The sequence below is a fragment of the Pantoea anthophila genome, from assembly GCF_006494375.1.
GTDB classification, from domain to species: domain Bacteria; phylum Pseudomonadota; class Gammaproteobacteria; order Enterobacterales; family Enterobacteriaceae; genus Pantoea; species Pantoea anthophila.
The window spans coordinates 353565-377665 of record NZ_VHIZ01000056.1; the positions used below are offsets into that span (position 1 = coordinate 353565).

The following is a 24101-nucleotide window of genomic DNA, read 5'->3' on the forward strand; positions in this document are numbered from 1 at the left end:
TCATTTGATTTTTATTTTAGCGCAAATGAACAGAAGGTACCACCGCAAGTCCGGCGCGTATCCGTCCTTACTCTGCTGCGCCCTGCTCCAGCGCCTGCATAATCTGCCACGCCGCCCTGATGCGCAGCGGATTGGGGTAGCTCTTGTTGGCCAGCATCACAATGCCGGTGTTCTTCTCGGGGATAAACGCAATATAGGCACCAAACCCGTTGGTCGACCCGGTTTTATGCACCCAGCTGGCGCGTCGGGAGGGCCCGACCGGTTCCACGCGGGTCACCGGTTGCGGCTTCAGCGCCACGCCATTCTCACTGTCGGCGATCAGCGTGTCAGCACTGACGGGCCAGTCATAGATCTCCCAGCCCAGCCCCTGATAGAAACTGGCGGTTCTGAAGTAGCGCGACTGCGCCGTGCGGATGGCATTGCGCAGCACGGCATTGCCGGCAGAGAGGCCGTTTGGATCGCTGTTGGCCTGCATGAAGGTGAGCATGTCGCGAGCGGTCGATTTAACCCCATAGGCTTCGGCATCCAGCATGCCGGGGGAAACACGCACCGGCTGGCCATTTTTGTAGCCCCAGGCGTAGTTAATCATCATCGACGGCGGCACGGTAATAAAGGTGCGTGTCAGGCGTAGCGGCTGAAACAGCGATTTCACCATCGCCGCCTCAAAGTCCCCCTTCACCATCAGCGCGCCGAAGAGACCGATACTGGCGTTGGAGTACTGGCGAACCGTACCGGGTGCCGCCTGCGGTTGCCACTCCTGATAGAAGCGAAGCAGCGATGCCTGATCGGTGACCGCCTCCGGCAGTTGCAGCGGCAGCCCGCCCGCCGTGTAGGTCGCCAGATGCAGCATCCTGACCGGACGCCACTGCGCCCCCGTCAGCTGCGGCCAGACCTTCTGCACCGGCTCGTTCAGGCGGAGTTCACCGTTGCGGATCAGAATCCCCGCCAGGGTGCCGGTGAAGGTTTTACTCACCGAGCCCAGCTCAAACAGCGTGTTTTCTGTGACCCGGCGGCCCGAATCGGTGTCGGCCACGCCCGCATTCACAAACTGCGTCCGGCCTTTGTAAAGCACCGCCACCGACATACCGGGGATCGCCTGCTGCTCCATCAGCGGTTCAATCGCGGCTTTAACCAGAGAAGTGACCTGCTGTGAAGAGAGATCGGCGGCGACACAGCGGACAGAAAGCGAAAGCAGAACAAAACAAAACAGAGACTTTTTCATTAGCAACGAAGAGGGTTCACCGGGTCAGATTATTTACACTGGTCAGCACATGCCTGCACGCAGATCTGCGCCTGGGTACTGCAGGCACCGCTGTCGCGGGTATTACAGTGGGAGCGTTCGACATAGCAGTTGGACTGACAGGCCGCCAGATCGCAGCGGGCCGCCGCAGGGGTCAGCTGAATCAGGGGGGCGCGGGCCGGAAAAGGCGAAGCGGGCTGAGCGAAAGCGCTGCTGCCCAGTAATCCGGACAGCAGCAGCGTGATGATGCGTTTCATAAGAGTTCTCCTGTAGGACGCTGCCCCTAGTATGGCCAGTCTGGCGGGCAGCGTCAGGGAAATCTTATCAAATTGAGACCACAGGCGGGTGTTGGGTGGCATTTATTACGCCACGGGTGTAGATATCGTTCAGTCTGGCGATGTAACGCTGGGTATCATGCTGCTCTTTGATGCGCAGGATCGCCGCCTCGCCTTTCTCCTGCAGCCGTTCCGGCTGCTCAACGATCTCCAGCAGCGTCGCTTTCAGCCCCTCCACCAGCGACCGGCGCAGCTGCGATTTCTGCTCCGGCGTGGTGATGCTGTATTCGCGATCGGCGTTCAGGGGACTGGCGATGACCCAGCCCGCGCTGGCAGGATTGATCTCCGGCAGGGCCCGCACATTGCTGGTGATCACCGGACAGCCGTTAGCCTGCATCTCCAGTACGGAAAAGCCGTAGGTCTCCTGCCAGGTCGGCAACAGGCCGACGTCGCTCTCGCGGAACAGCTGCATCAGTTCACGGTTATCCATCCGCGCCTGATGCGTGAAACAGCGGTAACGGGCGATGCGGCTCTCGATGCCGCGATAAAAGGCGTCATCATCCTGAAACTGGCGATGGGCGACGTTGTGACGTTTGGTGAGTTCACCGATCAACTGCACGTCCAGCTGCGACTCCTCCAGGCGGCGCTCTTCAATCAGCTCACTGATCGCCAGCACCACTTCCGCTCCGCCTTTGCGATAAAACTCATTACCGGCAAAGACCAGCTTCAGCACACCCGGCTGGCGTGGCGCCTTATGCTGCACAAACAGCGTCTGGGGCGGATGCAGCACCAGCGTTTTCCGCCGGATTTTCTGCGCCTCATCCGGGCTGAACAGCTTCATCTGAATATTCAGCGTCGCGTCGGAGATCGCGATCAATCCGAGGCAGTTCTCTTTTAACAGATGAGGAATTAAGCGCTTCAGCTCCGGGTTATCGCGCTTGGCGACGCCGGGCACCGGCAGCACGCGCGGCAGCTCGGTTTCAAACGAGGCGACCCACTTCTGGTGGGTGATCGCAACTTCATTGAACAGATGGAGGATGTCAGCCCGTGAAGCGCCTGAAAACGGCACCGGCTGAAAGACGAAGGTTTTATTTTTCTTAAGCAGGCGGGTCCGGAGGGGATTAATAAAATAGAACAGATTGCCTTTTTTCAGATTGATATATTCGTTTGCCGGATTCACTAAAATATTACGCTGCTCCGGATATTGATTATTCGTAATTCCAATTTTCATGCACGCTCTCCAGAGTCCTTGTATACGGCATCATCTATAGCATGCAGCTGCGGCTGTTTCGTCTGAGCAATATCCTAAAAAGGCCCGCGTGGCGCGGCCTCTCCGCTTTTGCTAATGATTGCTTCCGGTGATAAAGCAGGCATAACAGCGGCCTTTTCTCAGTTTCGTAACACCTGTGTTTTTTTGTGTCAGGCTAACCCCTTGTTGAATATCCCGCTATTTATACGGGCAATAAACGGACCATTTGTTATGTGAATGTTTAATTATTTGTGAAAATTAATATCGCCTGAAATGACGCATATAGTTTAAAACTTTTAAACAAACGAAACAGAAAGCGGACGATTCACCCTACGCGCTGATGGGTACGCAAGGTTGCCTGCCCGCTGCCGATGAAACAAATGATACAGCGCACCCGCGACTGCACCACGCTGACCCGCTGCTTTGCCACATCATGGTGCAGTTGCGGGTGTCAGGCCCTGCGCCACAAACGCCCTTTACAACCATTAAGCCAATGAATTTAAACTCAATTACCAACCCGCACTCTGAATGCGCCGGTCTGGTACAAAAGTTGTAGCAACCTCTCTATGCAGACAGGAGAGCATTATGAAAGCAATCGTGATTGGTGGCGGGATTGGCGGTATGAGCAGCGCCATTGCGCTGGAAAAAGCCGGAATAGAAGTCGAGGTGTTTGAAGCCGTGCAGGAGATGAAGCCGGTCGGCGCGGCGATCTCTATCTGGCCTAATGGCGTAAAGTGCCTGAATGCGCTGGGCATGAAAGAGCAACTGCGCGCACTGGGCGGCAATATGGCCTATATGGCCTATCACGACGGCGCAACCGGCGCGCCCCTGACCCGCTTCAGTATGGCCCCGCTGGTGCAGCAGGTCGGCGAATATCCCTGCCCGGTGGCGCGTGCTGAACTGCAGGCGATGCTGATTGATACCTTTGGCCGTGAACGGGTGCAGTTTGGCAAGCGGGTCATCCAGGTCGAAGAGACCGCAGAGGGCGTCATTGCCACCTTCACCGATAACAGTCAGGCGCGGGGTGACTTTCTGATTGCCGCCGACGGCACCCATTCGGTGGTGCGCGAGTATGTGCTGGAGCAGAAGCTGGAGCGTCGCTATGCCGGTTACGTTAACTGGAACGGACTGGTGACCATTGATGAACGCATCGCGCCTGCCGATCAGTGGACGACGTTTGTCGGCGACGGCAAGCGGGTATCGCTGATGCCGGTCAGTGGCAACCGGTTCTACTTCTTCTTTGATGTGCCGCTGCCGAAAGGATTGCCGCAGGATCGCAGCACGGTGAAAGCCGATTTAACCGGCTATTTCCAGGGCTGGGCTGAGCCGGTTCAGCAGCTGATCGCGGCCATCAATCCTGAGACCACCAACCGGGTTGAGATCCATGACATCGAGCCGTTCAGCCATTTTGTAAAAGGCCGCGTCGCCCTGCTCGGCGATGCGGCGCATAGCACCACCCCCGATATCGGTCAGGGCGGCTGCGCGGCGATGGAAGATGCGGTGGTGCTGGCCGCGACGCTGGCGTCTCACTCACTGGGGATCGAAGATGCGCTGCTGCGCTATCAGGCGCGACGGGTGGAACGGGTCAAAGATCTGGTGCTGAAAGCCCGTAAACGCTGCGAGGTGACCCACGCGCACGACCCGGCGATCACCGCGGCGTGGTATCAGTCACTGAAAAGCGAAACCGGCGAGCGGGTGCTGGCCGGTATGTGTGAAACCATCGAAGGTGGCCCGCTGGGCTGAGATCCTGAACCGGGCTGTCAGTGAGACAGCCCGTCACCTTACTCCTCCGCCAGACCGCGATTTTTCAGCATCGGCTCCAGCTGAGGCGCGGCGCCCCGCCAGCTTTCATACAGCGTTTTCAGATCGCTGCTGTTGCCCCGCGACAGAATTTTCTGCCGGAAGATCTCGCCGTTTTCCCGCGTCAGCCCGCCATGCTCCACAAACCACTGATAGCCATCGTCCGCCAGCATCTGCGTCCAGATATAGGCGTAATACCCGGCAGCATAGCCGCCGCCCCAGATGTGCTGGAAATAGCTGGAGCGATAGCGCGGAGGCACCGCCGCCAGCGCCAGGTTGTCGCTCTGCAGCGACTGCTGCTCAAATCCCGCCACGCTTTGCGGTGCGCTGTCCGGCGTCAGGCCGTGCCAGTGCTGATCCAGCAGGGCGGCAGCCAGCAGCTCGCTCATCTCATAGCCTTTATTGAACTTAGCGGCGCGGACGATCTTCTCATGCAGCGCATCCGGCATCGCCTCCCCGGTCTGATAGTGACGGGCGTAGTGACGGAACAGCGACGGCTCGCTGGCCCAGTGCTCGTTAATCTGCGACGGGAATTCGACGAAATCGCGCGGGGTTTCGGTGCCTGAGAGACCTGGATAGCGCTGCGTGGCAAACAGGCCGTGCAGCGTATGACCAAATTCGTGGAACATCGTGATCACGTCATCCCAGCTCAGCAGCGCCGGCTCACCGGCAGGCGGTTTTGTGTAGTTGCAGACGTTGTAGATCACCGGTTTGCTGTCGAGCAGCGTCGACTGATTTACAAAATTACTCATCCAGGCGCCGCCGCCTTTGCTGTCGCGCTTGAAGAAATCGGTGTAGAAGAGCGCCAGCGGCGTCTCATCAGCATCGAAAATCTCATAGACCTGCACATCCGGGTGATAGACCGGCAGATCCTGACGCGGCGTAAAACGGATGCCATAGAGCCGCGTTGCCGCCTCGAAGACGCCATTGTGCAGCACCGCGTTCAGCTCGAAATAGGGTTTGATCTGGCTCTCATCCAGATCGTAACGGGCACGCCGCACCTGTTCGGCATAAAAACGCCAGTCCCAGGCCTGCAGGAGAAAATCGCCCTGCTGCTGATCGATCGTCTGCTGTATCGCGGCGGCTTCCCGTTCCGCACGGCCACGCGCGGCAGGCACGATGTTGCGCATAAAGGCCAGCGCCGCCTCAGGGGTTTTTGCCATCTGATCCTGCAGCTTCCAGGCGGCATAGCTGGTAAAGCCCAGCAGCCGGGCCTGCTCCGCCCTGACCTGCGCCAGCCGTAACACCAGCTCGCGGGTATCGTTGTCATCCCCTTTTTCCGTGCGCGTCACGCCCGCCTGAAACAGCGCTTCACGGGTCGCCCGATCGGAAAGACTCTGCAGCGCCGGTTGCTGCGTGGTGTTCTGCAGCACCAGCAGCCAGCTGTCTTCCAGCCCGCGCGCCCGCGCTTCCGCCTGCGCCACCGCGAGGTCGGCCGGGGAGAGCCCCGCCAGCTGCTGCGCATCCCGGACCACCAGACCGCCCGCCTGCGTCGCCGCCAGCAGTTTATTGGTGAAGCGGGTGCTGAGACGCGCCGCCTCCTGATTCAGCGTTTTGAGCTGCAGTTTCTGCGCCTCCGGCAGGTTAGCTCCCGCCAGCTGAAAGCGCTGCCAGACCACCTCGACCAGCCGCTTTGATTCACTGTCCAGGCTGGCGCGCTGCAGATAGACAGCGTCAAGCCGGGAAAAGAGCGGCCGGTTGAGCATGATGTCATCGTTAAGTGCGGTGAGCTGCGGCGCAATCTCCTCATCCACCTGCTGCAGCAAGGGGCTGGTATGCGCGGAGGTCATGGCGCTGAACACCAGATTGACCCGGTTGAGCAGTTGTCCACTCTTCTCCAGCGCCTCATAGGTGTTGGAAAAGGTGGGAGCCTCGCTGTTATGGGCAATCGCATCGATCTCCCGACGCTTTTCCGCAATTCCCGCCTCAAGCGCGGGCAGGAAGTCCTGCTGCTGGATCTGATCAAAAGGGGGGGCCTGATAAGGCAGTGTGCTGACGCTGAAGAAGGGATTCTGACGGGCGTTCATGGTTCGCTCCTGATGGGCATCGCAAAGACCTATCCTGACAGGTTGCGGCTGAGGCGACAACTCAGGCGATGCGCTGCTGATAGACGCTGATTATTTCACCTGCAATGGCCACGGCGATTTCGGCGGGCAGCTTGCCTTTGACGTCAGGCAGACCGATCGGACAGCGCAGCCGCGCCAGCGGTTCACTGCCGACGCCACGGCCAGCGAGCCGGTAGCGAAAACGCTGGTTTTTCGTTTCTGAACCGATCACCCCGACATAGGCAAAGTCGTTGCGTTTCAGCACCGCTTCGCACAGCGCAAAATCGAGCGGATGGTGGTGGGTCATGATAATGAAGTAGCTCCCGGCGGGAGCCTCCGCCACGCACTCGATCGGCTCCTCCGGCTGCTGCGTCACCACACCGGCGGGCACGTGGCCGAACTGACCGGGACGACTGTCGATCCAGTTGATGTGACAGGGTAACGTAGAGAGCAGGTTCACCAGCGCCTGGCCGACATGCCCGGCGCCGAACAGATAGATTTCTGGCTGCGCCTGCAGCAGAGGCTCAAACAGCAGTGTGGTTTTGCCGCCGCAGCACTGGCCCAGTCGTGCGCCCAGGCTGTACTCCTCGGTGTGGGGCGCGCCTGCCCCGCTTTGCAGCATCGCTCTGGCCTGGGCGATGCACTGAAACTCCAGATGACCGCCGCCAATGGTGAGGAAGCTCTCCTGCTGCGTCACCACCATTTTGCTGCCGCTGTCACGCGGCACCGAACCGTGCTCGCTGAGCACGGTGACCAGGACGCAGCTCTGCCGCTTCTCCCGCAGCTGATGCAGGACGCCTATCCAGTCATGGTAAATCATGTTCTGCTCCTGCCAGACGCTGCACGCCCCAGAAGATCCGCTCCGGCGTGGCAGGGGCATCCAGATGAGGGTGCTGCCGGTAGTCAGCGACGCTGGCGACCGCATCCTGCAGCGCACACCAGGCGGCAATGCCCAGCATAAACGGCGGCTCACCCACAGCTTTGGAGTGGAACACCGTATCCTTTGGATTCCTGCGGTTCTCCACCAGCGTGACCCTGAGATCGGCCGGCACGTCACTGATGGCCGGAATTTTGTAGCTCGCCGGTCCATCGGTCAGCAGCTGACCTTTGTCGTTCCAGACCAGCTCTTCACAGGTGAGCCAGCCCACGCCCTGCACAAATCCCCCTTCCACCTGACCGATATCGATGGCCGGATTCAGCGAGGCCCCGACATCATGCAGGATGTCGGCACGCAGCAGGCGCGATTCGCCGGTTAAGGTGTCGATCACCACCTCGCAGCAGGCGGCACCGTAGGCGAAGTAGTAGAACGGCTTGCCGCGCCCCGCCAGCCGGTCGTAATGAATCCCCGGCACGCGGTAGTAGCCGGTGGCGGAGAGCGGCACCTGATTCAGCCATGCCAGCTTTGCCACCTCGGCGAAGGTGTAATGCTTCTCGCCGGCGCGCACCACGCCGTTGCGGAAACTCACCGCGCTGGCATCACACTCATGCAGCCTGCAGAGCATCTCCGTCATTCTGTCACGCAGGATCTCGGCGGCATTCTGCGCCGCTTTGCCGTTGAGATCCGCGCCGCTGGAGGCCGCGGTTGGCGAGGTGTTAGGCACTTTACCGGTGTCGGTGGCGGTGATCTGGATCTTATCGACCTCAATCTGCAGCACCTCGGCGACAATCTGGATCACTTTGGTGTTCAGTCCCTGGCCCATCTCGGTGCCGCCGTGGTTTAGCTGCACCGTGCCGTCGGTGTAAATCAGGATCAGGGCACCTGCCTGATTGAGAAAGCTGGAGGTAAAGGAGATGCCGAATTTCACCGGCGTCAGCGCCAGTCCGCGCTTCAGCAGCGGGCTGCGGGCGTTGAAGGCGCTGATCTCCGCCCGGCGCGCCTGATAGTCGCTGCTGGCCTCCAGCTGCGCCGTGATCTCATCCAGCAGATTGTCCTCTACCTGCTGGTGGTAATGAGTGATGTTGCGCTCCTGCTTGCCATAGTAGTTACGCTTGCGCAGTTCCAGCGGGTCCAGCCCGCGTTCCCGCGCGATGTGATCCATAATCTGCTCGATGGCCACCATTCCCTGCGGGCCGCCAAACCCGCGATAGGCGGTGTTAGAGGCAGTATTGGTGCGGCAGCGATAGCCGGTGATCCGCGCATCGCCAAGGTAATAGGCGTTATCGGCGTGAAACATGGCACGATCGACAATCGATCCGCTGAGATCCAGTGAATAACCGCAGTTTCCCGCCAGATCGATTTTGATGCCGCACAGCCGGCCATCCTCCTCCACGCCCGCCTCATAACGCACAAAGAAGGGGTGACGTTTGCCGGTGACACGCATGTCGTCGCGGCGGGAGAGCCGCATCTTCGCCGCCCGCCCGGTCTGACGGGCGACAATGGCGCAGAGGCAGGCCACACCGGCCGCCTGCGTCTCTTTGCCGCCAAAGCCGCCGCCCATACGCCGCATATCAATGGTCACCTGATTCAGGCTGATGCCCATCACCTCTGCCACCAGCTTCTGCACTTCGGTGGGGTTCTGCGTTGAGGAGAAGACCTGCAGCTGGTGATCTTCTCCGGGGATCACCATCGCCGTCTGGGTTTCCAGGTAAAAATGCTCCTGTCCGCCGATGTGAAATGCGCCGCTGACCCGATGCGGCGCGCGTGCCAGCGCCGCTTCCAGATCACCACGCTGATGCACGTGCGGTTCCTGAACGAAGCTGCGCTGCGCCAGCGCCTGCTCCACATCCAGCAGCGGTTCCAGCACCTCATAGTCAATCACTGCGGCGGCGGCACCGAGGCGGGCCGCCTCCGGCGACTCCGCCGCGACGGCGAGGACGATCTGCCCCAGATAGTCGACTTTGTCATGCGCCAGCAGCGGGTCGCCCGGCTCCAGCGGCCCGACATCATTGATACCGGGAACGTCCTGCCAGGTTAACACGCTGACCACGCCCGGCACGGCGTAGCAGGGCTGCACGTCGATGCGCACAATCCGCGCATGCGCATGCTCGCTCAGGCGCGGACAGAGATGCAGCAGACCCGGCAGCTCCGGCTTGTCGTCGATGAAGCGCGCTTCCCCGGAGACATGTTTTTCCGCACTTTCATGGCGGTTACTGCGGCCCACGCCGCTCTGCAGATCGGCGGCATACTGCGCCTTGATTACCGCTTCGTTGAGTTCAGGACGGTTATGAGACATAGCGGGTCACCTCGGTACAGGTTATTTCGCCGTTATAGCGATGAAGAAAGCGGCGCAGCAGGTTACGCGCCACCTGCAGCCGATAGGCGCTGCTGGCACGAAAATCGGAGAGCGGCTGGAAATCGTCGGCCAGTGCGGCCGCTGCACGTGACACCGTCACGGCATTGAGAGTCTGACCGATCAACGCCTGTTCACAGTGCTGCGCCCGCTGCGGCGTGGCCGCCATGCCGCCAAAGGCGACGCGGGCGTCGGTCACGATGCCCTGTTCGGTGTGCAGGTTAAAGGCAGCAAAAACGGCTGAGATATCGTCATCCAGTCGTTTGGAAACTTTCCAGGCGACAAAATCAGGTGACACCGTCACCTTATCGATACGAATCGCGCGGATAAACTCGCTTTTTTCCAGCCGGGTCTGCCGGTAGCCGGTAAAAAAGTCATTCAGCGGCAGGCAGCGCTGCTGCTCGCCGCGTTGCAGTATCAGGCTGGCGTTCAGCGCCAGCAGCATGGGCGACGCGTCTCCGATTGGGGAGGCGTTGCCGATATTACCGCCCAGCGTGCCCTGCAGACGGATTTGCAGGGAGGCAAAGCGTTGCAGCATCTCGCTTACGCCAGGGATGCGGCTGGCCAGAAAATCGCTGACCTGTTGCAGCGACGCGCCTGCACCCAGCAGATAATGGTCATCAAATTCACTGCAGACCTTGAGCGCGGCAACCTGCTCCAGGGCGATGAGCAGCGGCAGCCTTTTATGCTGCTGGGTGATCTGCAGGCTGAGATCGGTGCCACCGGCAATCAGTACCGCTTCGGGATGCGCCAGATAGATCTCCGCCAGCTGCGCCGGGGTTTTAGGCAGGAAGCAGCGCCGCCCTGCTGCGCCCGTCTCCTGCATCTCCGGGGTCGCCAGCGCTTCAAGACGCTGCACGGTACTCGCGGCGCTGTGATCAAACTGATCCGTCACCGGCTGCGAACAGAGCTGCTCGGCGGCCGCCATGATGGGCCGGTAGCCGGTGCAGCGGCAGAGATTGCCCGCCAGCGCGGTTTCTGCCTGATGACGATCCCAGCCCGTGGCATTTTTTTGCAGCGTGAACAGCGACATCACAAAGCCCGGCGTGCAGAAGCCGCACTGCGAGCCGTGGCAGTCAACCATCGCCTGCTGCGCCGGGTGCAGCGCCCGTCCGTGACGTAAATCTTCAACCGTGATCAGCTGTTTACCCTGCAGCGTGGAGACCAGGGTCAGGCAGCTGTTGACCGTTTCATACTGCATCCTGCCATCCACCGCTTTCCCCAGGGTGACGCTGCAGGCGCCACAGTCGCCTGAGGCGCAGCCCTCTTTGGTGCCGGGCCGCTGCTGGCGGGTACGCAGATAGTTAAGGATAGTGAGATTGGGGTCGAGCGCAGTTTCGCTGACCAGCTGGTTATTGAGCAGAAACTGGATCATGCGGCTTGCTCCTGTGCGTCACGCTGCCAGACCGGGCGACCGGCCACCCAGGTCTGGGCAATATTGCGGTCGTCGCCCAGCGTCACTAAGACAAAAAGTTTTTCCCAGATATCTTTGCTGTTGCCGATGCGCAGCTGCTGCAGGGCAGAAACTGCCGGATCGAGCACCACAAAATCCGCCTCTTTGCCGGTGTTGAAATTCCCGATGGCGTGGTCGAGATCGAGTGCCCGCGCCCCGCCCAGCGTCGCGTGATAAAAGGCTTCGGCGGCGCTGAGCCGGTAGTGCTGCAACTGGCCCACCTTGTAGGCTTCGCCCAGGGTCTGCAGCATGTTAAAGGTGGTGCCCGCGCCGACATCGGTGCCCACCCCCACCTTCACGCCCTGCTGCCAGCTGCGTTTCAGATTAAACAGGCCGCTGCCGAGGAACAGGTTAGAGGTGGGACAGAAGGCAATTGAGGAGTCGGTGTCGTGCAGACACTGCCACTCCTTCTCTTCCAGATGCAGGCAGTGGGCAAACACGCTGCGGCGGCCGGTGAGCTGATGATGGTGGTACACATCCAGATAGCCGTCACGTTCCGGAAAGAGTGCTTTAACCCAGGCCACCTCCTGCGGGTTTTCGCTGAGATGGGTGTGCAGCCAGGTGTCGGGAAACTCCTGACGCAGCTGCTGCACTTTTTCCAGCAGCTTCGGGGAGGACGTCGGGGCAAAACGCGGCGTCAGCGCATAGCTCAGCCGGCCGCGCTGATGCCAGCGTTCAATCAGTGCCCGGGTCTGCTGATAGCTCTGTTCCGGGGTTTCCGTAAGGTTGTCGGGCGCATTGCGATCCATCATCACTTTCCCGGCAATCAGCCGCATGTTCAGCGCTTCGGCGGCGCTGAACAGCGCCTCGACCGACTGCGGGTGCACGGTACCAAAGACCAGCGCGCTGGTGGTGCCATTGGAGAGCAGCTGATGCAGGAAAAAGGCGGACATCCGGGCGGCATGATCCGGGCAGTGATACTGCGCCTCCACCGGGAACGTGTAGTGATTCAGCCACTCCAGCAGCTGTTCGCCAAAGGCGCCGATCATCTCCGTCTGCGGATAGTGTATGTGGGTGTCCACAAAGCCCGGCACGATCAGCCGGCCGCGCAGGTCAGTGACCGGCAGACCCGCCAGCTTCGCCTCAGCCGTTTCCCAGCTCTCCAGACCGGCCACACGTCCGTCACGCAGCAGCAACACGCCATCCTCCAGATAGCGGGCCTGCGTCGCCAGATCGTCGGGATGATCCACCACGCCGGTGAAGTCAAAGAAGCTGGCGCGTATCGCCGTGTCGGTTGCTGGGTGCATGCTGTTTCCTTTCTGAAAGCGCGATTAGGTGGTGCAGTTAACTCTCTGTTTAACTCTTTGCAACCTGCGTGCCAGATTTACTCTGCTTTAAAATCTATATATATCAAGTTCTTAGATAAACTCGCGCCTGTTGCGCAACAAAAAAGCCTGTGAAAAGCATAGCAACCGTTTGCTTTCATGTCGCAATCGGTTGCTAAGCTAAATTGCCGATTCTGGCGGCGTGTCTGACGCACAGGCTGGCTGCTGCCCTGCCCCTTAACGGTGCAGTGCGCCCCGAAAAGGCGCAGGGCGTTGCCCGTAAAAAGGGGTTTCCCCCCCTGCCCGTTTTTCTGCGCGCAGAAGCCGAAATGGCATGCTATGGTGAAGCCATCGACGTTGAAAATGGCATAAGGAACAGTGAGATGATTATTTTTGTCACCGGTGCGACGGCCGGTTTTGGTGAAAGTATTACCCGCCGCTTTATCAAAAACGGGCACAAAGTGATCGCCAGCGGACGCCGCGCCGAACGCTTAAAAGCGCTGAAAGATGAGCTGGGTGAGAATCTCTACACCGTCCAGCTGGACGTGCGGAACCGCGCCGCGATTGAAGAGGCTGTGGCGCAGTTACCGGCGGCGTGGCGCGCTATCGATATCCTGGTGAACAATGCCGGTCTGGCGCTGGGCATAGAGCCCGCGCACAAAGCCAGTGTGGAAGACTGGGAAAACATGATCGATACCAACACGAAAGGCCTGGTCTTTATGACCCGCGCCCTGCTGCCGCAGATGGTCGAGCGTAACGTGGGCCATATCATCAATATCGGCTCGATTGCCGGTAGCTGGCCCTATGCCGGCGGCAACGTCTATGGGGCCACAAAGGCGTTTGTGCGGCAGTTCAGCCTGAACCTGCGCACCGATCTGCACGGCACCGCGCTGCGCGTGACCGATATCGAACCGGGGCTGGTGGGCGGCACCGAGTTCTCTAACGTCCGCTTTAAAGGTGATGATGACAAAGCTGGTCAGGTCTATGAGGGTGCCACCGCCCTGACCCCGGAAGATGTCACGGAAGCGGTTTACTGGGTGGCCACACTGCCAGCGCATGTCAACATCAACACGCTGGAGATGATGCCGGTCAGCCAGACGCTGGCGGGCCTGAAGGTGCACAAGCCTTAATCCTCTGCGCGCCAGCTCTCCCGGCTGGCGCTAGCCACGTCCCCAGCCCAGAACGATAATCAGCATGCCGCTGAACGCGATCAGTGCGCCACTCCAGTCCCAGACGCTCAGCTTCACGCCATCCACCACCCGCAGCCAGAGCAGCGCAGTGAGCACATAGACGCCCCCATACGCGGCATAGACCCGGCCGCTGGCGGCTGGATGCAGGGTCAGCAGCCAGACAAACAGCGCCAGGCTGGCCGCCGCCGGCAGTAACAGCCAGATCGGGCCGCCTTTTTTCAGCCATAACCACGGCAGAAAGCAGCCCGTGATCTCCGCCAGGGCGGTGATAAAAAACAGCAAGGCGGTTTTAATCAGCACCCATACCTCTCCTGAACTTAAACAAACCACGCACCACTGGTGAGCAAAGAAACGGCGATGATATACTACCCGGACCCGCTGCAACAGCCGTCCCGGATGGCGATGTTGGCGATAACGAAAGGATAGTCTGATGAAAAAAATGATCCCTGCTCTGCTTCTGGTTCTGCTGTCTGGTTCCGCCTTCACGGCGGGTGCGACCACCAACCGCCTGATCATCGAAGATGGCAGTTCTGCGCTGAGTAATGAAGCGGCTCGCCAGAATAAAGAGCAATGGAATGACACGCGGATGCTGCGCAACAAGGTGAACAGCCGCGTAGAAAAAGAGTTTGATAAAACCGACCGCGCGTTCGACACCCGCGACAAGTGCGAGCAGAGCCTCAATCTGAACGCCTACTGGGAGCCCAACACCCTGCGCTGTCTGGACCGCCGCTCAGGCCGCCCGGTCACTCCCTGAATTTGCGCTATAGTAATGACGGACGACTAACATAAGGAAGACGTGATGAAGCTACAGAGGGTTTTGTTCACCGCAGCGTTGTTCTCGCTGCCGCTGATGGCGCAGGCTTCCTGCGAATCGGTAAAAGCCGACATCAGTCAGAAAATTGTTCAGAACGGCGTGCCTGAATCGGGCTTCACTCTCGACATCGTCGCCAACGATCAGGTCGATCAGGCGGGCGGTCAGGTGGTCGGGCATTGTGAAAACGACAGCCAGAAGATTGTTTACAAGCGCACCGGCCGGGATGACGAGGCCAGCGTGCCCGCCAGTGCCGGCAGTTCTCAGGACGCGCCTGCGCAGCAATAAACCTGTGTTAATCAGGGCGACAGCCTGTCGCCCTGCCGTTTACTCCGCCTGTTCCGGCCGCTGACGCGGCATCATCCACGCCACACCCAGCGCAAACAGCGCAATCACCAGCGCCACCACAAACACCCAGTGCAGTGAGGCGGCAATCGCCTGCACCATCTGCTGCAGCGCCTGCGGCGCCAGCTGCTGACGGCTGGGTTCAGACATAATCTGCTGTACCGGATCGGCCACCTGCGGCAGCCGCCACTGCAGATTGAGATTGAGCACCGCCCCCATGATCGCCGTGCCCACCGCCGAACCGATCATCCTGCTGAACATCACCGAGGCGGTACAGATTCCGCGAATCTGATAGTCCGCCTCGTTTTGCACGGAGACCAGAAACGTGGTGCTGGTCATCCCCATGCCGGTGCCAATCAGGAAGGCGGTAAAGCCCGCCTGATAGAGTGAGCTCGCGGGCTGAAGCAGCAGCAGTAAGGCGCTGCCGCTGACCAGCAGCAGCGCACCGAGCTGGGCGGTAAAGCGATAGGAGGTCAGCAGCATCAGTCTGCCGCTCAGGGTGCTGGCCAGCGGCCAGCCAATCGACATCATCGCCAGCGCGCTGCCCGCCTGTAACGGCGTGCCGCCGCGGATCCCCTGAATCCAGGTCGGCAGAAACGCACTGATCCCCATCATGGCCGCGCCGATAATCAGGTTGCCCGCATTACCGGCAATGATCAGCCGGCTGCGCCAGATCACCAGCGGAAACAGCGGTGCCGCGGCCCGCTGCTCGTGGCGTTTCAGCTGCCAGCCTGCCAGCAGTGAACAGAGCAGAAAAGGGATCAGCCAGTATCCGAGCAGCTCCGCCTGCAACAGCGCCACCAGCAGCGCGGAGACGCAGAGCATCAGCCAGCCGCTGCCCGCGAGGTTGAGGGGAGCCGATTTCTCCTCCTGCTGATGTGCCGGTAACCAGCGCGCCAGCATCAGCATGCTGATCAGGCCAATCGGCAGATTGACCCAGAAAATCACGGACCAGCTGAAGTGCTGCACCAGCCAGGCTCCGGTCAGCGGCCCGACGATGGCCGCCACTCCCCAGACGCTGGAGAGCCAGCCCTGAACGCTGGCGCGCTCGCGCGGCGAATAGATGTCCGCCACGATGGTGGAGCTGATCGGCATGATGGCCCCCGCCCCCAGCCCCTGAAACGCCCGGAACAGGATCAGCCAGGTCATGGAGTGGGCGAAGCCACACAGCACCGATCCGATCAGGAAAAGGGAGGTGCCGGTAAAAAACATGGTTTTACGCCCCACCTTATCCGCCAGCCGGCCATAGAGCGGCACGCTGACCGCCTGCGTCAGCAGATAGATGGAGAAGACCCAGCCAAACTGCGAAAAACCGCCGAGGTCGGCAATGATGGTGGGCATGGCGGTGGCCACGATGGTGACTTCGATAGCCGCCATAAACATCGCCAGCATGCAGGCAATCAGTATCCAGTGGCGGTGTCCGGTCCGGAGTTGTGCGCTTTCAGTCATAGGGTTCCTTTTTTATCAGCAAGGCTAGCTGAAAATCAGCCCGTGCAGTTTCCTGAACGTGCGCATTTCCTGCACCATCTGTGACGGTGTCACTAAAAGTCGATGAATTTTTTTTATTGACGCATCAGCCCAGTGGCTACGCGGCCTTAACACCATTTTAACCAGTTTCTCACTCGCCTGAGAAAGGCTGAAAAGCTGGCTTGCCGGGTAAAGGGCTGCTATAGCAGTAAAGCATCTTTCTCAGTGTTCACTGAAAAAGAGTAGGTAAATACGCATTTTGTCTACTTTTTATCGCAGTTTCGGTTTTGGGTGCGGTGGCCTGTTTTGCTGCATCTGTCGGACTGTTTAGCGCTGTTATAACAATTGAGATCGTTATCAGGGAGATTCTCCTATGCAAAATGCTTCACTGGCCCGACGCGCCGGTCTGGCACTGCTTGCAGTGGTCGCAGTGATTGCGGTGCTGATCTGGGGCCTCGGCTGGGATCAGCTGGTCGCCCGTAAGGTCGACCTGCTTTATCTCGGGCAACAACACCTCTTCTTAGTGTTCTGGTCGATGCTGTTCGCCCTGCTGGTCGGTATTCCCAGCGGCATCCTGCTCAGTCGCCCGTTTGCCCGCCGCTGGGCCGAGTATGTGATGCAGATTTTCAACATCGGTAACACCCTGCCGCCGCTGGCGGTGCTGGCTCTGGCGATGGTCATTATCGGGATTGGCGACCGTCCGGCGCTGATAGCCCTGTTTCTGGCCTCGCTGCTGCCTATCGTCCGCAACACCTTCTCCGGCCTGAGCGCCGTTCCCCCGTCACTGATTGAAGCCGCCAACGGCATCGGTATGACTAAACTGCAGCGTCTGCGCCGGGTGGAGTTGCCGAATGCCCTGCCGGTGATCCTCTCCGGCGTGCGCATCGCAACGGCCATCAATGTCGGAACCGCTCCGCTGGCGTTCCTGATCGGGGCCAGCAGCTTTGGCGAGCTGATCTTCCCCGGCATCTATCTGAATGACTTTCCGACACTGATCCTCGGCGCTGTTGCTACCGCACTGGTGGCACTGGTGCTGGATATGTTGCTGGCTGCACTGGGCCGCTTACTGAGTCCGCACGCGGCGGTCTGACCACAAGGAGCTTTGCAATGCTAACGCACTGGATAAAGAAGAGCGTGGTGGCGCTTACCGCGACGCTGCTGCTAAGCCAGACGGCACAGGCGGCTGCCCCGCTGGTGATGGCGACCAAGAGTTTCACCGAGCAGCATATTCTCTCCGCCATGACCGTGCTGTGGCTGAAGAAGAAAGGCTTTGAGGTGGTGCCCAAACGGAATATTGCCACCACCATCGGCCGTAACGCGCTGCTGAATAAGCAGATCGATATGGTCTGGGAGTACACCGGGACCTCACTGATTATCTTCAACCACATCAGCCAGCCGATGTCCTCTCAGCAGGCCTATGAGACGGTGAAAAAACTGGATGCAAAACTGGGGCTGGTCTGGCTTGACCCGGCACCGATGAACAACACCTACGCCTTTGCCATGACCCGGAAACGTGCTGAAAAAGAGGGTATCAGCACGATGTCGCAGCTGGTCGCAAAGATTGAGCAGGTGCGGAAGACCGACCCGGACCATAACTGGCGACTCGGGCTGGACCTGGAGTTTTCCGGGCGTAGCGACGGCATGAAGCCGCTGCAGAAAACCTACGACCTGGCGCTGGATCGCCCGCAGATCCGGCAGATGGACCCCGGCCTGGTCTATAACGCCATTCGCGACGGCTTTGTCGATGCCGGTCTGATCTACACCACCGATGGCCGGGTAAAAGGATTCGACCTGAAAGTGCTGGAGGATGATAAGCATTTCTTCCCCAGCTACAACGTGACGCCTGTGGTGCGTCAGGATGTGCTGGCGAGCCATCCGGGTCTGGACACCGCGCTCAATCAGCTTTCGGCGCAGATCACCGATGAGGCGATTACCGAGCTGAATAAGCGGGTCGACATCGATCATCAGTCGCCGGAGAAAGTGGCGCGTGATTTCCTTCAATCCAAAAACATGCTGTAAGGAGGCACTGTGGATACCCTTCACTACATCATGGATAACTGGAATACCCTGCTGACCCTGAGCTGGCAGCACAGCTGGCTGGTGCTGGTCGCGGTCGGACTGGCGATTGTCATTGGCGTGCCGCTCGGCATTCTGATTGTCCGGGTCCGGTGGCTGGCGGCCCCGATCCTCGGCATCGCCACCGTGGTACTGACCATCCCGACCATTGCGCTGTTTGGTCTGATGATCCCGCTCTTTTCACTGATCGGTCAGGGCATCGGTGCGCTGCCCGCCATCACCGCTGTGTTCCTCTACTCCCTGCTGCCGATTGTGCGCAACACGCACACCGCCCTGGAGAACCTGCCGGGCGGTCTGCGTGAGGCGGGTCGTGGTATCGGCATGACCTTCTGGCAGCGTCTGCGCTGGGTGGAGATCCCGATGGCGCTGCCGGTCATTTTTGGCGGCATCCGCACCGCCGTGGTGATGAACGTCGGCGTCATGGCGATTGCCGCCGTGATTGGAGCCGGCGGCCTGGGCCAGCTGCTGCTGGATGGCATCAGCGGCAGTGATATTCGCATGTTGATTGCCGGGGCACTGATGATCTGTCTGCTGGCTATTGTTCTTGACTGGCTGCTGCACCGTTTGCAGCAGGCGCTGACTCCTAAGGGGATTCGATAATGATCACGCTGGAAAACCTGACGAAAACCTTTACCCAGAAAAACGGTACCACCAACAAAGCCGTCGATAACGTCAGCCTGCATGTGCCAGCCGGTGAGATGTGCGTCCTGCTGGGGCCATCGGGCTGCGGAAAAACCACTACCCTGAAGATGATTAACCGCCTTATCCCTGCCACCAGTGGCCGGATTCTGATTAATGGCGAAGATACCAGTACGCAGGACACCACCACCCTGCGTCGAAACATCGGCTATGTGATCCAGCAGATTGGACTGTTCCCGAACATGACCATCGAAGAGAACATTACCGTGGTGCCGCGCATGCTGGGCTGGGATAAGAAGCAGTGCCACGAGCGCGCGACCGAGCTGATGAGCATGGTGGCGCTGGACCCGACTAAATTCCTGCATCGCTATCCGCGAGAGATGTCCGGCGGCCAGCAGCAGCGCATCGGGGTGATTCGTGCGCTGGCGGCGGATCCACCGGTGCTGCTGATGGATGAGCCTTTCGGGGCGGTTGACCCGATTAACCGTGAAGTCATTCAGAACGAGTTTCTCGATATGCAGCGTCAGCTGAAGAAAACCGTGATGCTGGTGAGTCACGATATCGATGAGGCGCTGAAGCTCGGCGACCGGATTGCGGTGTTTGGTCAGGGTAAGATCGTGCAGTGCGCCAGCCCGGATGAGCTGCTGGCCACACCGGCGAATGATTTCGTCGGCTCGTTTGTCGGTCAGGACCGCACGCTGAAGCGCCTGCTGCTGGTGCAGGCGGGGGACGTCACCGATCAGCAGCCCACCATTACCGTGCGTCGTTCTACGCCGCTGGAGGAAGCCTTTGGCACCATGGATGAGAACGATATGCGCTCGATTACCGTGGTCGATGAGGATGGCAAACCGCTGGGCTTCGTGAAGCGTCGCGAGGCGCGCAACGTCAGCGGCCGCTGTGAAGAGCGCCTGCACACCTTTAAGGTGACCGGCAAAGCGGAAGAGAACCTGCGCGTGGTGCTGTCAAAGCTCTATGAACACAATACGGTCTGGATGCCGATTGTTGATGAGGAGGGTCGCTACAGCGGTGAGATTTCGCAGGATTATATCGCCGACTACCTGAGTTCAGGCCGCACGCGTCGTCGTCTGAATACGTAGACTCCTCTGTAGATGAAAGGGCCACACGGCCCTTTTTTGTTACCGTGGACAGGCCCGAATTAAACCGCAATAACGTTGCTTAAGGCGAAGGGAACAGGGTCAGAAGAGGAAAGCGTCCCGCGCCAGGGATGGCGCGGGCCGAGCCTGTCATGGATGACATCTTTTGCGTCTTTCCGATCTGACCCTGTTCCCTGCGCAGGTGCGATCTTACAGCAAGCCGGGGCACAGGCTGGCAACCCGTCCTGCTGGCGGACTCCTCTCAGCCGGTCATCCCTCCGTCAGCGTCTCCGCCTCAACCTCTTCCACCGTCCGCGCCTCATCCGGCAGCACCAGATTCAGCACAATGGCCAGGATGCCACCGGTAGTGACTGCATGACCAAACAGGCTGCCGATCAGCGGCGGGAACTGCTTCAGCACGTCCGGCACCGCTTCCACACCCAGCCCGATGCCGAAGGCGATGGCGACGATCAGCATCTCGCGGCGACCAAGCGGTGTCTGGGTCATCACCCGGATACCGGCCGCAACCACGCTGCCAAACATCACCACGGTCGCGCCGCCCAGTACCGGCGGTGGGATCTGCTGCAGCAGGGAGCCAACCGCCGGAAAGAGCCCCAGCAGCGCCAGCATAATGCCCAGCAGCATCCCCACGTAGCGGCTGGCAACGCCGGTCATCTGGATGACACCGTTATTCTGCGCGAAGGTGGTGTTAGGAAAGGCCGAGAAAACCGCGGCCAGCACGCAGCTCAGGCCATCGGCGACGATACCGCCCTGCAGCCGCTGCTGGAAAGGCTTACCGGTGATCGGCTGCTGTGAAATAAGACAGTTGGCCGTCAGATCGCCCACCGCTTCAATCACCGCAATGACAGATACCAGCGCGATAGGCAGAAAGATGGTCCAGTCGAAGGCGAAACCAAAGCGGAAAAAGGCCGGCAGCACCAGCCAGCTGCTCTCCGGCGCAGCCTTCAGCTGCAGATGGCCGGTTAACGCCGCCGCCACACACCCCACGGCGATACCCGCGACTACGGCAACCAGCCGCGCCCAGCGGTTACGCGAGCGGTTCAGCGCCACAATCACCAGCAGCGTCAGCGCACCCAGCGCCAGATTTCCCGGCGCGCCAAAGTCAGTGGCATTGTGGCCACCTGCCCAGTCGGTGATGCTCACTTTGATCAGGCTGATACCAATCAGCGTAATCACGCTGCCGGTGACGACCGGCGTCAGCACCTTGCGCAGCGCGCCGACGCAGCGGCTGATGACCACCGGGATCAGTGCCGCCACCAGGTTACAGCCAAACAGCATCGCCAGAATCTCTTCAGGCGAACCGCCACGCCCCTTGATCATTAACCCACCCGACAGGATCACACCCAGAAACGCAAAGCTGGTGCCCTGCAGACAGATCATCCCGGCACCGACGCCATAAAAGCGCCGGGCCTGCATAAAGGTGCCCAGACCGGAAACAAACAGGGACATGCTGATCAGATAAGGAATATAGGCCTGCAGTCCCAGCACCGAACCGATAATCAGCGGCGGGGTAATAATGCCGACGACGCTGGCAAGCAGATGCTGCAGTGCGGCAAAGAATGCCGGTACGGGACCAATGCGGGCTTCAAGCCCATATAACAAACCTTTCTCGTGCGAGTGCGACATGGTGGTGCTCCAGCTCTGTGTGGTTAGCGGAGTTAATGCATTTTCTGCGCCATCACGTCGGGGATTCGCGGTTAACGATCCAGGTCATTCAAATATAAGCGGAAATAGTTACAGAAAACGGGTCGTAAGCCTGAAACTTTAGGCTCACGACCCGCTCAGATGACTTGTTTTGTTTCAGTATCAGGCGATCTTTGCACTCACAGCGTGCAGATCGGGCTGCTCCAGCAGAGAAATATCGATCCAGGAGGTCAGGTCGCGCTGTTCAGGACGGGGCAGATAAGGAAGCTCACCCAGCAGCGGTGCCGCAATCTTTTCACGCAGCACCTCAATGATGTCACTGTAGTGCGCCAGCCCCGGATTGACGCGGTTAGCCACCCAGCCCACCAGCGGCAGGCCATCGTGCGCGATGGCTTCCGCGGTCAGCAGCGCATGACTGATGCAGCCCGACTGGATACCCACCACCAGCACAACCGGCAGCTGCTGTTCTGCGACCCAGCGCGAGAGCGGACGTCCGTCGTTCATCAGACTGCGCCAGCCGCCGGTGCCCTCCACCACCACCCGATCGGCCTGCTGCGTCAGATGTGTCAGACCCTGAGTCAGCCGGGAATAGTCGATTATCTGGCTGGGATGGGTGCAGATCTCCTCCTCCTCAAACACCAGCGGATTAATCGCCTCATAAGGCAGGTCGATGGATGAAGCGCTTTGCAGAACCTGTGCATCTTTGTTACGCAGGCCATCAGCGGTTTTGACCGCGCAGCGCGCGACAGGCTTATAGCCGACGGCACTGACGTTGCTCTGAATAAAACATTGCAAAAGGGCGCGGGACACCACCGTTTTGCCTGTAGCCGTATCGGTGCCGGTAACAAATAGTCTGTTCACTCCACTTCTCCTCTCAAAGCGTTGCGGCTAATCGGTGATTAGCCCTGCTGCGAAACGGCATTTTAAGGAATCCAGAATGAGAACAGATTGCGTTAGCGCAAGTTCAGGCCCGCTTAACCTTGCAACAGTTTCACTAACAGGTGTCCGTTATAGAGAGCGTCTTTGATCAGCGCGGCGGCACCGAGTGTGCCCGGTTCGCTGAATTCAGTGGGGGCCAGCTGAATGCCTGCACTGTAGGCAGGCAGGGACTGCTGCAGAATCGTGTTGCTCACCGCCGGAAACAGCACCTCTGCCGCCGCATTCAGCGGAGAACCGATAAGAATATGTTGTGGATTAAAAATATTAACCATCATCGCCAGAATCCGCCCTGCGTGATGACCGACGCTGGCAATGGTGTCGCGCGCCAGGCGATCGCCCGACAGGGCGGCCTCACATAATGATGACAGCGTCAGCTCCTGACGATTAAGCAGGCTGTCGGGCTGGGCCGCCAGACGCTGCGCCGCCAGCGCCAGCAGACTGCCGGTACTGGCGACCGTCTCCAGACAGCCGTGATTGCCGCAGTAGCACTGCTGACCATAAGGATCGATTTGCGTATGGCCGATCTCGACCAGCGCCCGCCCCCGCTTATGCAGCAGCTGGCCGCCGCTGATCACCCCGGCGCCGACCGTTTCATCGATCACGATCTGAATCACATCCTGCGCGCCGCGCGAAGCGCCGAACAGCGACTCCGCCAGTGTCCAGGCAGAGATATCGTGCTGCACAAACACCGGCAATCCCGTGTGCGCCTCCAGCGCATCGCCCAGCGGCATATCACGCACCTGATAGCCCGGCAGCCGATGCACCACGCCTGACGCGGCGTTGATCAGACCCGGCAGCGTGATGGCGATGGCCGTCAGACGCTCCAGCTTTTTCTGATGACGGATAAAGAAGGCATCCACCTGTTCAATCAGGGCGGTCAGCAGCGGCTGAGCGGATTCATCGGGCAGCGGCAGGCTCTCTTCGGCCAGCGCCTGACTGCTGAGATCGCGCAGCGTAAAGGTCATGGCACCGCGATGCAGACGAATGGCCAGATAGTGCCAGGCCTCCGTGTCCAGAATCAGGCCGATGGCCGGACGGCCACGACTGCCGGGTTCCTGAAACTCCGTCTCCTGCACCAGATGCGCGTCCAGCATTTCACGCACAATTTTTGTGATGCTGGCTGGCGCAAGCTGGGCACGGCGGGCAAGTTCGATACGCGAAATGGGACCATAACGGTCAATCAGCTGATATACGACACCTGCATTGGTCTGCTTGATCTGGTCAATATGGCCAGGTTGACTGTCCGGATTCACAACCCTGCTCCCGGTTATTTTCGCGCTTCTAAATAAACATGCGACATGGTGAGGCAGATCAGGCA

21 protein-coding genes are annotated in these 24101 nt (G+C 59.8%); 8 read left to right on the forward strand and 13 right to left on the reverse strand.

Translation table 11 applies throughout. The features are described from left to right. Window positions 1-67: 67 nt before the first annotated feature. The 3 genes from ampC to FJW00_RS18965 all read right to left on the reverse strand — a co-directional run bounded on the left by ampC (window position 68) and on the right by FJW00_RS18965 (window position 2746). A complete protein-coding gene (gene ampC / locus FJW00_RS18955) occupies window positions 68-1222 on the reverse strand; it encodes a class C beta-lactamase (protein WP_140925389.1) in 1155 nt (384 codons plus the stop codon). A gap of 29 nt (window positions 1223-1251) precedes the next feature. Then, window positions 1252-1497, reverse strand: a complete 246-nt coding sequence (locus tag FJW00_RS18960; RefSeq protein WP_046101848.1) for a hypothetical protein — start codon at window positions 1495-1497, stop codon at window positions 1252-1254. 67 nt (window positions 1498-1564) lie between these two features. After that, a complete protein-coding gene (locus FJW00_RS18965) occupies window positions 1565-2746 on the reverse strand; it encodes a glycosyltransferase family 4 protein (RefSeq protein WP_009090167.1) in 1182 nt (393 codons plus the stop codon). 603 nt (window positions 2747-3349) lie between these two features. On the opposite strand from FJW00_RS18965, the gene hpxO reads away from it, so the two are divergent. Next, window positions 3350-4507 (forward strand): FAD-dependent urate hydroxylase HpxO, encoded by a 1158-nt coding sequence (hpxO, locus tag FJW00_RS18970; protein ID WP_140028562.1) that lies wholly within the window; start codon window positions 3350-3352, stop codon window positions 4505-4507. A gap of 38 nt (window positions 4508-4545) precedes the next feature. Here the strand turns inward: hpxO and dcp are convergent, their stop codons facing one another. The 5 genes from dcp to guaD all read right to left on the reverse strand — a co-directional run bounded on the left by dcp (window position 4546) and on the right by guaD (window position 12539). Then, entirely contained in the window at window positions 4546-6591 is a 2046-nt protein-coding gene (dcp, locus tag FJW00_RS18975; protein WP_140925391.1) for a peptidyl-dipeptidase Dcp, read from the reverse strand. 61 nt (window positions 6592-6652) lie between these two features. Next, window positions 6653-7429, reverse strand: coding sequence for a xanthine dehydrogenase accessory protein XdhC (gene xdhC, locus FJW00_RS18980; RefSeq protein WP_140925393.1), 777 nt, complete (start codon window positions 7427-7429; stop codon window positions 6653-6655). Continuing rightward, window positions 7416-9782: a xanthine dehydrogenase molybdopterin binding subunit gene (gene xdhB / locus FJW00_RS18985; protein ID WP_140925395.1), complete on the reverse strand. Its 2367-nt coding sequence runs from the start codon at window positions 9780-9782 to the stop codon at window positions 7416-7418. Before xdhB ends, xdhC begins: the two co-directional genes overlap by 14 nt. Then, complete coding sequence (gene xdhA, locus FJW00_RS18990) at window positions 9772-11214, reverse strand: xanthine dehydrogenase small subunit (RefSeq protein WP_140925397.1); 1443 nt, start codon at window positions 11212-11214, stop codon at window positions 9772-9774. The genes xdhB and xdhA overlap by 11 nt, the downstream gene beginning before the upstream one ends. Continuing rightward, window positions 11211-12539: a guanine deaminase gene (gene guaD, locus FJW00_RS18995; protein WP_140925400.1), complete on the reverse strand. Its 1329-nt coding sequence runs from the start codon at window positions 12537-12539 to the stop codon at window positions 11211-11213. The genes xdhA and guaD overlap by 4 nt, the downstream gene beginning before the upstream one ends. A 401-nt stretch (window positions 12540-12940) precedes the next feature. Here guaD and ydfG point away from each other — a divergent pair, with 401 nt between their 5' ends. Next, entirely contained in the window at window positions 12941-13687 is a 747-nt protein-coding gene (gene ydfG, locus FJW00_RS19000; protein WP_140925402.1) for a bifunctional NADP-dependent 3-hydroxy acid dehydrogenase/3-hydroxypropionate dehydrogenase YdfG, read from the forward strand. Window positions 13688-13717: 30 nt separating this feature from the next. Here ydfG and FJW00_RS19005 read toward each other — a convergent pair whose 3' ends face one another. Further along, entirely contained in the window at window positions 13718-14044 is a 327-nt protein-coding gene (locus FJW00_RS19005) for a YnfA family protein (protein ID WP_058957952.1), read from the reverse strand. 133 nt (window positions 14045-14177) lie between these two features. Between FJW00_RS19005 and FJW00_RS19010 the strand changes: the two genes are divergently transcribed. Both FJW00_RS19010 and FJW00_RS19015 read left to right on the forward strand, forming a co-directional pair. Next, entirely contained in the window at window positions 14178-14501 is a 324-nt protein-coding gene (locus FJW00_RS19010; protein WP_058957929.1) for a DUF1283 family protein, read from the forward strand. Between the two features lie 45 nt (window positions 14502-14546). Continuing rightward, entirely contained in the window at window positions 14547-14846 is a 300-nt protein-coding gene (locus tag FJW00_RS19015) for a DUF1161 domain-containing protein (protein ID WP_009090146.1), read from the forward strand. Window positions 14847-14885: 39 nt separating this feature from the next. Here FJW00_RS19015 and FJW00_RS19020 read toward each other — a convergent pair whose 3' ends face one another. Continuing rightward, window positions 14886-16352: an MDR family MFS transporter gene (locus FJW00_RS19020; protein WP_111208398.1), complete on the reverse strand. Its 1467-nt coding sequence runs from the start codon at window positions 16350-16352 to the stop codon at window positions 14886-14888. 391 nt (window positions 16353-16743) lie between these two features. On the opposite strand from FJW00_RS19020, the gene FJW00_RS19025 reads away from it, so the two are divergent. Genes FJW00_RS19025 through osmV form a run of 4 tightly spaced genes read left to right on the forward strand, consistent with a single transcriptional unit; the run spans window position 16744 to window position 20182 of the window. After that, window positions 16744-17460: an ABC transporter permease gene (locus FJW00_RS19025; protein WP_009090143.1), complete on the forward strand. Its 717-nt coding sequence runs from the start codon at window positions 16744-16746 to the stop codon at window positions 17458-17460. Window positions 17461-17477: 17 nt separating this feature from the next. Next, window positions 17478-18389 (forward strand): glycine betaine ABC transporter substrate-binding protein, encoded by a 912-nt coding sequence (locus tag FJW00_RS19030; protein ID WP_009090141.1) that lies wholly within the window; start codon window positions 17478-17480, stop codon window positions 18387-18389. Between the two features lie 9 nt (window positions 18390-18398). Continuing rightward, entirely contained in the window at window positions 18399-19046 is a 648-nt protein-coding gene (gene osmW / locus FJW00_RS19035) for an osmoprotectant ABC transporter permease OsmW (protein WP_009090139.1), read from the forward strand. Continuing rightward, window positions 19046-20182, forward strand: a complete 1137-nt coding sequence (gene osmV, locus FJW00_RS19040; protein WP_009090137.1) for an osmoprotectant ABC transporter ATP-binding protein OsmV — start codon at window positions 19046-19048, stop codon at window positions 20180-20182. The genes osmW and osmV overlap by 1 nt, the downstream gene beginning before the upstream one ends. A 267-nt stretch (window positions 20183-20449) precedes the next feature. On the opposite strand, the gene FJW00_RS19045 is transcribed toward osmV, so the two are convergent. The 3 genes from FJW00_RS19045 to mlc form a co-directional block, all read right to left on the reverse strand. After that, complete coding sequence (locus FJW00_RS19045; RefSeq protein ID WP_046101858.1) at window positions 20450-21826, reverse strand: uracil-xanthine permease family protein; 1377 nt, start codon at window positions 21824-21826, stop codon at window positions 20450-20452. 180 nt (window positions 21827-22006) lie between these two features. Further along, complete coding sequence (bioD, locus tag FJW00_RS19050) at window positions 22007-22705, reverse strand: dethiobiotin synthase (protein ID WP_058957925.1); 699 nt, start codon at window positions 22703-22705, stop codon at window positions 22007-22009. Between the two features lie 113 nt (window positions 22706-22818). After that, on the reverse strand, window positions 22819-24036 hold the full coding sequence (gene mlc, locus FJW00_RS19055; RefSeq protein WP_140925404.1) for a sugar metabolism global transcriptional regulator Mlc: 1218 nt from the start codon (window positions 24034-24036) through the stop codon (window positions 22819-22821). Window positions 24037-24101: the final 65 nt, after the last annotated feature.